Genomic DNA, 13,165 nt, shown 5'->3' with positions numbered 1-13,165 from the left:
AAGTGCCAAGCTATGCCGGAAAACCGCCAGCCCCCGCCCGGGGACCGCCAGGCCCGGTTCCGGGGGCGCCCGGTCCGTCACACGTCCGAGGCTCCCACCGACACCCGGGTGCTGGCCGCGGGCGAGGGCATCGACGCGCACCGGCACGACGACCACCAGATCGTCTACGCGGGCTCGGGCGTGCTCGCGGTCACCACCGACGCGGGCACGTGGTTCGCACCCGGCACCCGCGCGATCTGGGTCCCGGCGGGCTGCGTGCACGCGCACCGGGCGTACGGGCACCTGGAGCTGCACCTGCTGGGCCTGCCCGCGGACACCAATCCGCTCGGCCTGGACGCGCCCAGCGTGCTGACCGTCGGGCCGCTGCTGCGGGAGCTGATCCTCGCGTACACCCGCGCGTCGGAGGAGGGCCCGCCGTCCCCCGAGCGGCTGCGGCTGCGGGCCGTGCTGCTCGACCAGTTGCGGGCCTCGCCGCAGCAGCCCGTGCAGCTCCCGTCGCCCGCCGACCCCCGGCTGGCGGCCGTCTGCGCGCTCCTCCACCGGGACCCGGCCGACTCGCGCACGCTCGCGGAGCTGGGCGCCGAGGCGGGCGCGGGCGAACGGACGCTGAGCCGGCTCTTCCGCCACGAGCTGGGCATGACCTTCCCCCAGTGGCGCACCCAGCTACGCCTCTACCACGCCCTGCGGATGCTGGCCGAGGGCCTGCCGGTGACCACGGTCGCGCACCGCTGCGGCTGGTCCTCCCCCAGCGCCTTCACCGATGTCTTCCGCCGCGCGTTCGGCCACGTCCCGAGCGCGCACAACCGAACTTGACGGACAACTGCCTCTAGTTGTCCGCACGTTGCACATATCTGCATCACAACGGACCGTTGATCTCCGCCGGTTGGGCACCTTATGGTGACGTGTCTTCAGTGGGACATGCCACTGAAGCGGTTCATTCAACGGGAGGTCCGATATGCCCAGCACCATGTTCGATCTCGATGTGGAGCTCGTGGAATCCGCCGAGGCCGGCACCGTCGTCCCCGACGACGCCCGTGAGCTCGACGAGAGCGCCGCCCTGACCCCGACCACCGTGAACACCTACGGAGTCGGCGTCGCGATGTGCGTGCCCTGCTGCTGATCGCGCGCTGACAGAACGCCGCCCATCCGCTGTCCCTGGCCGCGGGTGGGCGGCGCCCACGGTACGGACGGAACGGATCGGAACGGGGGAACGGGGTGGCGGTGCCGCGGACGGGCGGGGAAGAGGGCGGCGGAGCCGCGTTCCGGGCGGCGGGCTTCGGCGTGACGCGGATGGCCGCGCTCCCCGTCGCGCACCCGGCGGCGGCCCGCACTCTGGGAGACCTGGGCGACGGGCCCGACGCGCTGGGCCCCTATCTGCTGGAGCTGGTGAAGGACCCGGCCGTACGCGAGGCCCTGAAGGTGTCGAGCGCCTCGCTCGCCGACACCCTCGCCAAGGTCGAGAACGGCGTGCCCGTCGGCGAGGCCAAGCTGCGCCGCGCCGCGCTCGCCGTGACCCGCTACATCCTGCGGATGACCGGCCGCCCCACCCCGTTCGGCCTGCTGGCCGGGGTCCGTACGGCCCGGCTCGGCGGGGACACCGCCGCCGTGCGCACCGGCTCCGCACACCGCAAGCACGCGCGGCCCGACGCCGCGTGGCTGGACGAGATCGCCGGACGGCTGCACCACGACGACGCGGCACGGGACGTCCTGCTCGTCGTCGCCAACGACCTGTGCGCCGTGCGCGGCGACCGCCTCGTCCTCCCCTACGTGCGCCCCGCGCGCGGCGCCGCCCCGCCCGGCGCCTCCGCCCCGGCCTCCCAGGTGCCGCACGAGATGACGGTCGGCCTCAGCCCCGTCGTCCGCGCCGCCGTGGAGGCCGCCCGGCGCCCGCTCCCCTTCGCCGCGCTGCGCCGCGCCGTCCAGGAGCGCTTCCCCGAGGCGGCGGACGCCGACGTCGACCGGCTGCTCACCGGGCTCGTGGACCGCGAGGTGCTGCTGACCGATGTCGCGGCCCGCCAGGACCGGCCCGACCTGCTCGCCCACGTCAACTCCCGGCTCGCGGACGTCGCCTCGCCCACGGCGGCCGGGCTGCGCCGGGTCGGCGAGCTGCTCGCGGCCTACGCGGACAGCGCGCCCGGCGCGGGCCGCGAGGCCTGGCACGCCGCCGTCGCCGCGATGCGGGAGACGCACGCCGCCGCGACGGGCACGCGTACCGGGGAGGGCCGCCCGCCCGTCCACGTCGATCTGCGCGTCGACGCCGACGTACGGCTGCCGGACGCGGTCACGGACGAGGTGACGCGCGCCGCCGAGGTGCTGTGGCGGCTGGCACCGGACGAGGGGCAGTACCCGCATCTGACCGAGTACCACCGGGCGTTCCTCGACCGGTACGGCACCGACCACCCCGTCCCGCTGCGCGAGGTCCTGGACCCGCACCGGGGCCTGGGCGCGCCCGCCGGGTTCAAGGTCCCGGCGAGCGACCGGAGCGCGGGCGGGGCGCCCGCCGTGCCGTACCCGGCGGAGCGCGACGAGGCTCTGGGCCAGGCCCTGCACGAGGTGCTGGCCGCAGGCCCGGGCGGCGGGTCCGGCGGGCGGGCCGAACTCGTCCTGGACGACGCGCTGATCGCCCGCCTCTCCCCCGGCGGGGGCGCCGAGCCCCTCCCCTCCGGCTCGCTCGACCTGTGCGTCCAGCCGCTGGCCCGTTCCGTACGGGCCCTGGAGTCCGGGGACTTCCGGCTCGTGGTGTCGAACGGCTCCTACAGCGCCGGGGCGATGGCGGGCCGCTTCGCGCACACGCTCGGCGCACCGGCGGAACGGGACCTCGCGGAGCTGTACGCGGAGGCCGCGGAGAACCAGGCCGGGCCCCTTCCCGTCCAGCTCTTCTTCCAGCCCCTCCACGCGCGCTCCGGCAACGTCGCCCGCGTGCCGCGTCTCACCCGGCACGCGGTCGCGGTCGGCTGCTTCCCGGGGGACGCCCGCGAGGGGGAGACGGACCTGGCCCTCGACGACCTCGCAGTCGGCGCCGACGGCGACCGGCTCTTCCTCGTCCACGCGGCCACCGGGCGCGAGGTCTCGGTGCTGCGCCCGCACATGCTCAACATCGCGACCGAGGCGCCCAACGCGGCCCGCTTCCTCGCCGGGATCGGCACCAGCGGGCTGAAGCCATGGGCCCCGTGGCAGTGGAGCAGGCTCGACGTCCTGCCGTACCTGCCGCGCGTACGCCACGGGCGGACCGTCCTCTCGCTCGCGCGCTGGCGGCCCCCGGCCGAGCTGCGCGACGCCGGGCTCGACGAGAAGGAGTGGCGGGCGGCGCTGGAGCGCTGGCGCGAGCGGTTCGCGGTGCCGGACCTGCTGCGCGTCACCGTCCTCGACCACCACCTCGACCTGGACCTGACGGCGCCCGCGCACCAGCGGCTGCTGCACGCCCAGTTCACCGGCCACGCGGTGCCGCACGTACAGGAGTCGCCGCTCGCCGACCCCGGCGCGCTGGGCTGGTCGGACGGGTACGCGACCGAGGTCGTCGTGCCGCTGACGCCCACCCGTCCCCGGCCCGCCGCGCCGAGGTCACCGGCCCCCGCCGCGCCGCGCGTACGGCACGCGCCGGGCGGCGAGTGGCTGTACGCGAAGGTGTACGCGGCGCGCGACCGGCTCGACCCCCTGCTGGCCAAGGACCTGCCGCGGCTGCTCGCGCGGGTCGGGCCCGACGTGGACCGCTGGTTCTTCCTGCGCTACCTCGACCCCGGCGCGCATCTGCGCGTCCGGTTCCACGGCGACCCCCGCGCGCTCCGCGAACGTGTGCTGCCCGCACTGCACGAGTGGGCGGAGTCAGCCGCCGACGAGGGCGCGATCCGCAAGCTCGTCCTCGACACCTACGAGCCGGAGACCGACCGCTACGGCGGCCCGCACACGCTCGCCGCCGCCGAGCGGCTCTTCCACGCGGACAGCGCCCTGGTCGCCGCCCAGCTCGCGGCCCGCGCGCGGGGACGGCTCGCCATGCCGCCGGACACCCTCGCCGCGCTCAACCACGCGGCGCTCCTCTCCTCGCTGGGCGACTGGGACTGGTGGCGCTGGGTTCTGGACGCCTATCCGATCGAACTGACGAACGCGCTGCCCCCGGCCCAGCGGCGCGCCGCCGTGCGGCTCGCCGACACCCCGGACGCCACCGCCGGGACCGGCGAACTCGCCGCGTGCCGCGACGGGCTGTCCCGCGCGGCCCGCGCGTACGGCGAGGCGCTCGGCATCGGTGCGGGAGGCGCGCCGTCCACCGAACGCGGCTCGTCCGTCGCGGGCGTGCTGCACATGCACGCCAACCGCCTCCTCGGCATGGACCCCGGCGCCGAACGGCGCGCGTACGGGCTGCTGCGCGGCATCGTCCGTACCCACCTCGGCAGAGCGGAGCACGCATGAGCCCGAACGGCACGCCCCCGCGCGCGGAGCTGCGCGAGGCCGCCGCGAAGACCGTCGCGGAGATCGCGGCGCGGCTGGGCGACCCCGAGAGCGTGGTCGCGGCCACCGTCGCGAACGGCACGCACGCGGAGATCGACGAGACCCGCGCCCCCGTCTGGGAGGCGGGCTCGCTGAACCGGGGCTACCCGGCGCTGGTACTGCTCCACGCCGAACTGGGGCAGGGCACGGGCCGCGGGGCCGTCCTCGCCGAGCACCGCGCGACCGCGCACCGCTTCCTCGAACTCACCGCGACCGCCACCCGCGAGCAGTCCGTGCTGGGCGCGTTCGCCGGGGTCGGCGCGCTGGCCAGCGCGGTGCGGGTGGCGGCGGCACGCGACGGCGAGTACGCCTCGCTGCTGGCCCGCACCGACGCGCGCATGGCGGACTACGCGCGTCGACTGGTGGCCCTGCACTCCTCGACGCGGGACGCGGGCATGCCCACGTACCCGGCCGTGGTCGACGGGCTGAGCGGGCTCAGCGGCATCGGCCGCTATCTGCTGCACCGCCGCACACACGACGAGGCGCTGCGTGCCGCGCTCTCCTCGCTGGTGTCGCTCAAGGACCCGCTGCGGGTCAGGGGCGTCGAGGTCCCGGGCTGGTGGTACGGGCCGACGTCGCGCACGCGCGTCGCCGAGGAGTTCGCCGACGGGCAGGTCAACTTCGGTCTGGGGCACGGCGTCCCGAGCCCGCTCGCGCTGCTCTCCCTCGCCTGGAGCGCGGGCGTCCGGGTCCCGGGCCAGGACGAGACGATCGCGGCGATGGCCGAGTGGCTGCTGGCCTGGCGCGAGCGCGACGAGGCCGGGCCGTACTGGACCCCGTACGTGCCGCTGCCGTACTACGCGGACCGGGGCGGCCACCGTACGCCGCAGCCCGCGCGCCCCTCCTGGTGCTACGGCGCGGCGGGCACCGCGCGGGCCCTCGCCATGGCGGGCGCCGCGCTCGGCCGCCCGGAGTGGACGGCGGCCGGGACCGAGGCCGTACGGGCGATGGTCCGGCGGCCCATGGACGGCTGGGGCATCGACGACCACGCGCTGTGCCACGGCTGGTCCAGCTCACTGCACCTGCTGACGCTCTGCGAGCGGGACGACCCGGAGGCGGGGCTCGCGGCCGCCACCGACGCGGTCGCGGACCGGCTGCTGCGCGGCTTCGAGCCCGGGGCGCCGTTCGGCTACCGCTACTTCCAGCCCGCGGCCGACCTCCACCTGGACATGCCGGGCTTCCTGGACGGCGCCGCGGGCATCGCGCTCGCGCTGCACTCGTACGCCACGGGCAGCGCGCCCGCGAGCGGCTGGGACACGCTGCTGCTCCTCAACTGACGCGCTCCGCGCTCCGCTCCTCCTCCCGGCGGTCGCCGTCGCGGCGGGGCAGCAGCAGCGGGGTGGCCAGCAGCAGGAGCCCGGCGGCGGCGAGCGCGCCACGGGCCCCGACGAGGGCCGCGAGCAGGCCCCACAGCGCGGTGAGCCCGGCGCGGGCCGCGTTGCCGGAGACCGTCCAGGCGGCGAGCGTACGGGCGACGCGGTCGTCCGCCGTCTGTTCGAGCCGGTAGGTCGCGAAGACCGGGTTGAACACGCCGATGCAGGCGATCAACGCGAACTCCACGGCCATGACGAGCGCGAGCCCCGCCGCGCCGGGACCGACGCACACCAGCGCCACCGGCCAGACCACCCGCAGCGTCCCGGAGGCGAGCAGCACCCGGTGGCGGCCGTACCGGGCGACGAGCCGGGGCGCGAGCCGCGCGCCGAGGAGCCCGCCCAGGCAGGGGACGCCGAACGCGAGGCCGTACTGCCAGGGCGCGAAGCCGAGTTCGCCGACCATGAGCGAGAGCAGCAGCGGCGAGGTCGCCATGAGCAGGCTGTTGAACAGGACGGTGTGGAGGAAGAGGGGCCGCAGCGTCGCGTGCCCCAGGATGTACCGCCACCCCTCCAGCAGCCCGCCCGCGCGCGGCCCGCCCGTGCCCTCCGCCCTCGCGGGGCGCGCGGGGCGGGGCTCCTGGCCGGGGATCGCGCGCAGGGCGAGCGCCGAGAGGAGATAGCTGACGGCGTTGGCGACGACCGTCGTCACCGGGCCGAGCACGCCGATCGCGGCGCCGCCCAGCGGCGGGCCGAGCGCGGTGGCGGTCCAGGTCGTGGACTCGAAGCGGCCGTTCGCCGCGAGCAGGTCCCCGGGGCGTACGAGCGCCTTGAGGCAGGCGCCGCTCGCGGCCCGGAAGGCGATGTCGGCGGCGGCGACGGCGACCGACACCACGACGAGCTGCGCGAAGGTGAGCCGCCCCAGCGCGTACGCGGCGGGGACGCTCAGCAGCGCCGCGCACCGCACCACGTCCATCGCGACCATGACGGGGCGCTTGCGGCGGAACTCCACCCACGGCCCCAGCGGCACCGCCACGGCCGCGCCGACCGCGAGCCCGGCGGCGGCGAGCAGCGACACCTGCGCGGGCCCCGCGTCCAGCACGAGGACCGCGATCAGGGGGAAGGCGTCCAGGGCCAGATACGTGCCGAGCGTGCTGACCGCGTACGCCGCCCACAGCCACCCGAATCCCCGCCCCAGCGACCGCCGCTCCCCCATGCCCGCACCCTCCCGCGCTCCCTGGGACAACCTCCCGTTGACCGGAGCCATCCAAGCGGGGAGAGGAGCCCCTGATCAAACAACGGTCCGGCTCCCCGCCGCACAACCCGTGGTTGTGGGCGTAGGGTGCCGCGGGTGGATCTCGATGCCGTGCGCACCTTCGTCGCCGCCACCGACGCGGGGCGGTTCCAGGAGGCCGCGACCCAGCTCTCGGTGACCCAGCAGGCCGTCTCCAAGCGGGTCGCGGGGCTGGAGAGGGAGCTGGGCGTACGGCTGTTCACGCGTGCCGCGCGCGGGGCGCGGCTCACGATCGACGGGCAGGCGTTCCTGCCCCACGCCCGTGCCCTCCTCCGGGCCGAGGAGCGCGCGGCGGCGTCCGTACGGCCGGGGAGCCGGGCGCTGCGCGTGGACGTGATCGGCCGCCGGCTGCGGCCCGCCGGGCTGCTGCGCGGCTTCCACCGCGCGCACCCGGGCACCGAGCTGGACATCGTGACGCTCTTCGACGCGGAGACGGCCGTCGCCGCCGTGCGCGCGGGCACGATCGACGCGACCGTACGCGCCGTCACCGCGCCCGCACGGCAGCTCCCCGACGGCGTACGGACGGCCCGGGTCCACGACGAGCCGCTCCAGCTCCTCACCGGCCCCGCGCACCCGCTGGCCTCGGCGCGCGCGGTGACGCCGGGGCAGCTCGCCGGACACCGGATCTGGATGCCGGGCCTGGTCGCGGGCACCGAGTGGACCGCGTACTACGAGGATCTGGCGGCGGCCTTCGGGCTCACCATCGAGGCGACGGGCCCCGACTTCGGCACGGACCCGCTCCTCGACACGATCGCGGAGTCCGCGACGCTGGCGACGTTCGTCGGCGAGGGCACCAGCATGGTGTGGCCGGTCGACGACGACCTGCGCCGCGTCGCCGTACGGGACCCGGTGCCGGTCTACCCGCACTCCCTGATCTGGCGCGCCGACAACCCGCACCCGGCGCTCGCCGCGCTCCGCGCGCACCTGGACGCGGCGTACGCGGAACACGACGGCGCGGGGACGTGGACCCCGCACTGGGCGCGGTAACGGGGGCCCGCCCGGCGGCCCACCCGGCGTCGCGCTCAGCCGAGCGGGACGTCCTTGTCGCGCAGTGCCTCGGTCACCGAGGCGTACATCCGCGACTTGATGGTGCCGAGCGTCTCCCCGGCCCTGGCGGTCTGCGCGGCGGCGAGTTCGACGGCGGTGGACCGGACGGCGTCCTCGTCGGCCGTACGGTCCACGATGCGGGCGGCGAGCGCGTCGTGGCCGCCGTAGCGCCGGGCGGTGACCATGGCCTCGTGCGCGGTACGGGGGTCCAGGCGGGCCTGGATCAGCGCGGACATGCCGGGGCTGAAGGGGATGCCGATGTCCGCCTCGGGCAGGCACCAGAAGCCCCGGTCGGCGCGCATCACGCGGAAGTCGAGCGCGAGCGAGAGCATCGCGCCCGCCGCGAACGTGTGCCCCTGGAGCGCGCCGACCGTCGTCACGGGCAGCGACAGCAGCCGCGCGAACAGCTCCTGGACGCGGGCCACATAGGCACCGGCCTCGTCGGCGTGCGCGAACAGCCAGTCCAGGTCGAGGCCGTTGGAGAAGAACTTGCCGGTGGCGCCGACGACGAGGGCACGCGGCCCCTCCGCACTCTCGACCGTGCCGAGGTGCGTCTCGACCTCGGTGAGCCAGTCGGGGTGGAAGCGGTTCTCGGTGGCGCCGATGTCGAGGAGGAAGACGTCGTCCTGACGGTCGAGCGTGGGCATGGCTGCTCCCGGGTTTCAGGTGGTGGGCCGAGGCCGGGGCGGCCGGAGCGCCTCGGCGAGCAGGTCGTGGAGTTCGGCGGCCGCGGCGTCCAGCGGGGCGAGGTCGCGTTCCGCGCGGCACATGATCACCGCGCCCTCGACGGAGGCGATGACGAACGCGGCGAGCCGCCGGGCGCGGGCCTCGGGCAGGCCCTGCCGGGCGAAGAGGTCCGTGAGGGCCTCCGTCCAGCGCGCGAAGGCCGCCGCGGCGGAACGGGCGAGCTGCGGCGCCTCGTCGTTCGCCTCCACGGCCACCGCCACGACCGAGCATCCGGCCCGGAACCCGCTCTCCACGAGCCGTTCGCGCCAGAGGCCGAAGAAGGCGTCGACGCCGCGCAGCGCGTCGCCCGAGGCGGCCGCGTCCTCGATGAGCCCGCCGACGTACCCGCCGACGCGCGCCACCGCCTCCTCCACGAGCTGCGCCCGGCCGCCGGGGAAGTGGTGGTAGAAGGAGCCGCGCGGGGCGCCGTTGTGCGCGAGGACGCGGTCGATGCTGGTCGCCCGCGCGCCGTGCTCCCGCAGCAGCGCGACGGCGCTCTCCAGCATCCGTTCGCGGCTGTCGCTCCTCCGCGGACTCACGTCACGCCGCCCCTTCGCCCGTTGCATACCGTCGAGTAACTATGAGGGATGACATAGTACATGGGCCGGATGCCGGGTCAAGGTCCCTTCGTGTAAGGGACGTTCGTCGCCGCCAGCGCTCCGCGCGGCGCGGCGGGGTCGAGGAGGCGGGCGGCCCGGACGGCGCCGTCATGGACGAGATCGACCACCGCGTCGACGGCCAGCGGCCGGTAGTCGGGGCGCGGGGACGGCGGAAACGGCGCGCCGCGTCCAGCGTGCACGGCCGTCCGTGGCCCGCTCGCGGCTGAACGCCGTTCCGTACGGCGGAAGATCGGGTCCGCCGCCCGAGGCCCCTCGCGGACTATGCTCGGGATGCCATGACCTTGCCATCCACCGACACCGAGGCCGTACGCGCTCTCCCCGACAGGGGCCTCTCGGCGGGGGGTCTTCCTGCGGAACGGAACGGCTTCGTCGGCCGTACGGCCGAACTGGCCCGGCTGCTGGAGCTGTTGGGAACCGATCGCATGATCACCGTGACGGGACCCGGCGGGGTCGGCAAGACGCGGCTCGCGGTGCGCGCGGCGGCCCGGGCCGCCGGGGACTTCGAGGACGGCGTCTGCTTCCTCGAACTGTCCGCGCTGCGCGACCCCGACCTCCTCCCCCACACCCTCGCCGCCCGCCTCGGCCTGCCCGAGCAGGACGGGCGCTCGCGGATGGGCGCCGTGCGCCGCTATCTGGCGGGCCGCCGCCTGCTGCTGGTCCTCGACACCTGCGAGCACCTGGTCGAGGCCTGCGCGGACCTCGCGTGGGACCTGCTGCGCGAGGCCCCCGGGCTCACCGTCCTGGCCACGAGCCGCCAGCCGCTCAACGTCGCGGGCGAGCACCATCTGCCGGTGCCGCCGCTCCCGGTGCCGGAGGACGCGGAGGGCGGAGGGACGAGGACGGCGAAGACGCATCCGGCGAAGACGGGGGCGGCGCGGGCCGGTGGCGCGGGCGACGCGGTGGAGCTGTTCGTCCAGCGTGCCCGGGCCGCCCGCCCCGGCTTCCGCCTGACGCCCGCCAACCGCGCCGACGTCGTCCGGCTCTGCCGCAGGCTGGACGGCATCCCGCTCGCCGTCGAACTCGCCGCCGTCCGGCTGCGCGCGGTACCGCTGAGCGAGCTGGCCGACCGGCTGGAGGACCGGTTCCGGGTACTGACGGGCACGCGGCGCGGCGTGCTGCCGCGCCACCAGACGCTGCGTACGACCATCGACTGGAGCCACGGCCTGTGCGACGCGTCCGAACGCCTCGTCTGGGCACGGCTGTCGGTCTTCGCGGGCACCTTCGGGCTCGACGACGCGCGCGAGGTGTGCGCCTTCGGGGAGCTGGACGGCGACGAGGTGGTGCGGGGCCTGGTCGGGCTCGTGGAGAAGTCGCTCGTGCTGCGCGCCGACGACGAACGGGGCACGCGCTACCGGCTGCTGGACATGCTGCGCGAGTACGGCGCCGACCGGTTGGAGGCGATGGGCGGCACGGAGACCGTGCGGGAGCGGCACGTACGGCGTCATCTGGCGCTTGCCCAGGAGTTCGACGCCGCGTTCCTCACGGACGGGCAGGTCGAGCGGTACCGGGCGGTGCGGGCCGCGCAGGCCGATGTGCGCAGTGCCCTCGAACACGCCCTGGCCCGCCCGGAGCTGCGCCGTGCCGCCGCGGCGCTCGCCACCGCGCTGTGGGGCTACTGGCACATCGCGGGCCTGCACACCGAGGGCCGCCACTGGTACGCCAAGGTCCGCTCGCGCTACCCCGCGCCCGTACGGGAACGGGCCTGGGCCCTGGCCAAGAGCGCCTACCTGGGCGCGTTCCAGGCCGACCCGGCCGCCGCCGACGAGGCACGCGAGTGCGCCGAGATCGCCGGCAAGCTGGACGACCGGCGGCTCACCGGCCGGGGCCTCGCCTATCTCAACCTCTCCCTGACGTTCCGGGGGCGGCACGAGGAGGCCGAGGAGGCGGCGCGGAAGGCCCTCGCGATGCTGGAGGAGGCGGGCGACCCGGTCGGGCTGGTCACCCTGGAGACGCAGATCGCCTATCTGCGGCTGCTGCGGGGCAGCGTGGACAGCGCCCTGGAGTGGTGCCGCAGGGGCCTGGACCGCTTCCCGCCCGACAGCGAGGAGGCGTGGGTGCGCGGCTACCTCCACTACGTGTGGGGCGCGGCCCTCTTCCGGCGCGGCGCGTACGAGCGGAGCGCCGAGGTCGGCGCCCTGGCGCTCGATCTGAAGCACAGCCTGGGCGACGCAGTGGGCACCGCGTACTGCCTGGAGCTGCTGGGCTGGCTGGCCGCGCACGAGCGGCGCCACGCGCGTACGGCGCTGCTGCTGGGCGCCGCCGACCCGCTGTGGAAGCGGGCCGGTGCGCGGCTCGGCGGCACGGCGATCATGGAGCGCGCGCACGAGGACGCCGCCCGCGCGGCCCGTACCGCGCTGGGCGCGGCGCGCTACGCCCGTTACGCGGCGGAGGCCGCGGCCCGCCCCCTCGACGACGTGGTCCAAGAGGCCCTCACCGGCGCCGCCTTCACGCCTCGCGAGCCGAACCGGGGGCTCACGGAGCGCGAGACGGAGGTCGCGCTGCTGGTCCGCGACGGGCTGACGAACCGCGAGATCGCCACTCGGCTGACGGTCTCCCGGCGCACCGTGGACAGCCACGTGGAACGGATCCTGAGCAAGCTCGCGGTCGCCTCCCGTACGCAGGTCGCCGAAGCGCTGCCCGCGCGGCCCGAGGGCCCCTGAGGGTCCTCGGGGGCCGCCCCGGGGTCAGCCGATCTGGCTCTTGATCCACTTCTGGTGGTCGCCGACGCCCGTGAAGATGTCGGTGCTGGTGCCGCACTCGCCGGGCGCGCGGCTGTTGAGGCCGACGAGCTGCCAGCGGCCCTTGGCCTTCTGCACGGCCGGGGTGCCCGAGTCGCCGCCGCAGGTGCCGCCGTCCGCGCCGTCGTCGGAGCAGAAGTCGCCCTTGCCGATGCCGTACGAGTCGTCGCCGTCGGCGTCCGCCTCGCACTCCTTCGCGGTCGGCCGGAGGACCTTGAGGTCGATCTCGCGGAGCTTCTCGGGCAGCTTCTCGGCGCCGCTGTCGGAGGCGTCGGTGTAGCCCCAGCCCATGGTCTTCACGGTGCTGCCGACGGCGGGCAGCTTCTTTGCCATGGGGGCGGGCCGCTGCGGGACCTTCTCCGCGAGCCGGATCAGCGCGAGGTCCTGGCCGTCGTTGCGGTTCTCCTCGTACTTCCACCCGGGAAGGACCTTGAACTGCCTCACCTTGACGACGGTGCCGCCGGACGTACGGTCGTTCGAGCCGATCCGCATGTGGTACTTGGCGGGGTCGCGCATCTCGTACGGCTTGCCGTCCTTGCCCGGCGAGGTGACGCAGTGGGCGGCGGTGACGACCCAGTCGGCGGCGATGAGCGTGCCGCCGCAGTAGTGGCTGTTCGGGTCGCCGTCGCGCTCCCACTGGAGGGAGGCGATGAAGGGGTACTTCTCCGTGGACTCGCCGCCGCCGATGATCTTGGCCTGCTTGTCGCCCTCCGCGCCGGGGGCACCGGGGGTCCCGGGAGAGCCCGAGTCCACGGCGCCGTAGGCGACCGTGGCGCCCGCGACGAGGCCGAGGGAGACGGCCGCGACGGCGGCGGCCCGTATGGTCCTGTTCTTCCGGCGGGAGTGGCGTCCCGCGGAACGTGTCGACGTAGTGATGTGCCTGATCCTTTCAGACGTGAAGTCTGCCCCGTTGGACCGCAGTTGAACGGTCTGGACAGCCGATGACCG

General features: G+C 75.6%; 11 protein-coding genes. 6 read left to right on the top strand and 5 right to left on the bottom strand.

The genetic code is table 11. The features are described 5' to 3' along the window. Positions 1-12: 12 nt before the first annotated feature. The 4 genes from ABD343_RS31365 (at position 13) to ABD343_RS31350 (ending at position 5,759) form a co-directional block, all read left to right on the top strand. Entirely contained in the window at positions 13-813 is an 801-nt protein-coding gene (locus ABD343_RS31365) for a helix-turn-helix transcriptional regulator (RefSeq protein WP_344533049.1), read from the top strand. A 142-nt stretch (positions 814-955) separates the two neighbouring features. Continuing rightward, positions 956-1,120 carry a hypothetical protein gene (locus ABD343_RS31360; RefSeq protein ID WP_344533048.1) on the top strand — a complete coding sequence of 55 codons (165 nt, stop codon included), beginning with the start codon at positions 956-958 and terminating at the stop codon, positions 1,118-1,120. A gap of 95 nt (positions 1,121-1,215) precedes the next feature. Beyond that, entirely contained in the window at positions 1,216-4,404 is a 3,189-nt protein-coding gene (locus ABD343_RS31355; RefSeq protein WP_344533046.1) for a lantibiotic dehydratase, read from the top strand. Continuing rightward, complete coding sequence (locus ABD343_RS31350) at positions 4,401-5,759, top strand: lanthionine synthetase C family protein (RefSeq protein WP_344533044.1); 1,359 nt, start codon at positions 4,401-4,403, stop codon at positions 5,757-5,759. The genes ABD343_RS31355 and ABD343_RS31350 overlap by 4 nt, the downstream gene beginning before the upstream one ends. Here the strand turns inward: ABD343_RS31350 and ABD343_RS31345 are convergent. After that, positions 5,752-7,008, bottom strand: coding sequence for an MFS transporter (locus ABD343_RS31345; RefSeq protein ID WP_344533042.1), 1,257 nt, complete (start codon positions 7,006-7,008; stop codon positions 5,752-5,754). The genes ABD343_RS31350 and ABD343_RS31345 overlap by 8 nt on opposite strands. 135 nt (positions 7,009-7,143) lie before the next feature. Between ABD343_RS31345 and ABD343_RS31340 the strand changes: the two genes are divergently transcribed. Continuing rightward, entirely contained in the window at positions 7,144-8,073 is a 930-nt protein-coding gene (locus ABD343_RS31340) for a LysR family transcriptional regulator (protein WP_344533041.1), read from the top strand. A gap of 35 nt (positions 8,074-8,108) precedes the next feature. Here ABD343_RS31340 and ABD343_RS31335 read toward each other — a convergent pair whose 3' ends face one another. The 3 genes from ABD343_RS31335 to ABD343_RS31325 all read right to left on the bottom strand — a co-directional run bounded on the left by ABD343_RS31335 (position 8,109) and on the right by ABD343_RS31325 (position 9,658). Next, entirely contained in the window at positions 8,109-8,780 is a 672-nt protein-coding gene (locus ABD343_RS31335) for an enoyl-CoA hydratase-related protein (protein ID WP_344533040.1), read from the bottom strand. Positions 8,781-8,795: 15 nt separating this feature from the next. Continuing rightward, positions 8,796-9,398, bottom strand: coding sequence for a TetR/AcrR family transcriptional regulator (locus tag ABD343_RS31330; RefSeq protein ID WP_344533038.1), 603 nt, complete (start codon positions 9,396-9,398; stop codon positions 8,796-8,798). A 77-nt stretch (positions 9,399-9,475) separates the two neighbouring features. Beyond that, complete coding sequence (locus ABD343_RS31325) at positions 9,476-9,658, bottom strand: hypothetical protein (RefSeq protein WP_344533036.1); 183 nt, start codon at positions 9,656-9,658, stop codon at positions 9,476-9,478. 96 nt (positions 9,659-9,754) lie between these two features. Between ABD343_RS31325 and ABD343_RS31320 the strand changes: the two genes are divergently transcribed. Further along, positions 9,755-12,139, top strand: a complete 2,385-nt coding sequence (locus tag ABD343_RS31320; protein WP_344533034.1) for an ATP-binding protein — start codon at positions 9,755-9,757, stop codon at positions 12,137-12,139. 24 nt (positions 12,140-12,163) lie between these two features. On the opposite strand, the gene ABD343_RS31315 is transcribed toward ABD343_RS31320, so the two are convergent. Continuing rightward, positions 12,164-12,970, bottom strand: coding sequence for a S1 family peptidase (locus ABD343_RS31315; RefSeq protein WP_344533032.1), 807 nt, complete (start codon positions 12,968-12,970; stop codon positions 12,164-12,166). Positions 12,971-13,165 lie beyond the last annotated feature (195 nt).

Origin of the sequence: Streptomyces albiaxialis (assembly GCF_039530985.1) — a bacterium.
In the GTDB taxonomy this organism is placed as follows: domain Bacteria; phylum Actinomycetota; class Actinomycetes; order Streptomycetales; family Streptomycetaceae; genus Streptomyces; species Streptomyces albiaxialis.
Note: the sequence above shows the minus strand (reverse complement) of the source record. Positions and strands in the feature narration are given on the sequence as shown.

What these genes read in the sequence shown, in the direction of transcription:
- ABD343_RS31350 (WP_344533044.1), top strand. Translation starts at nt 4,401, where the DNA reads ATGAGCCCGAACGGCACGCCCCCGCGCGCGGAGCTGCGCGAGGCCGCC.
- ABD343_RS31320 (WP_344533034.1), top strand. Translation starts at nt 9,755, where the DNA reads ATGACCTTGCCATCCACCGACACCGAGGCCGTACGCGCTCTCCCCGAC.
- ABD343_RS31345 (WP_344533042.1), bottom strand. Translation starts at nt 7,008, where the DNA reads ATGGGGGAGCGGCGGTCGCTGGGGCGGGGATTCGGGTGGCTGTGGGCG.
- ABD343_RS31335 (WP_344533040.1), bottom strand. Translation starts at nt 8,780, where the DNA reads ATGCCCACGCTCGACCGTCAGGACGACGTCTTCCTCCTCGACATCGGC.
- ABD343_RS31360 (WP_344533048.1), top strand. Translation starts at nt 956, where the DNA reads ATGCCCAGCACCATGTTCGATCTCGATGTGGAGCTCGTGGAATCCGCC.
- ABD343_RS31365 (WP_344533049.1), top strand. Translation starts at nt 13, where the DNA reads ATGCCGGAAAACCGCCAGCCCCCGCCCGGGGACCGCCAGGCCCGGTTC.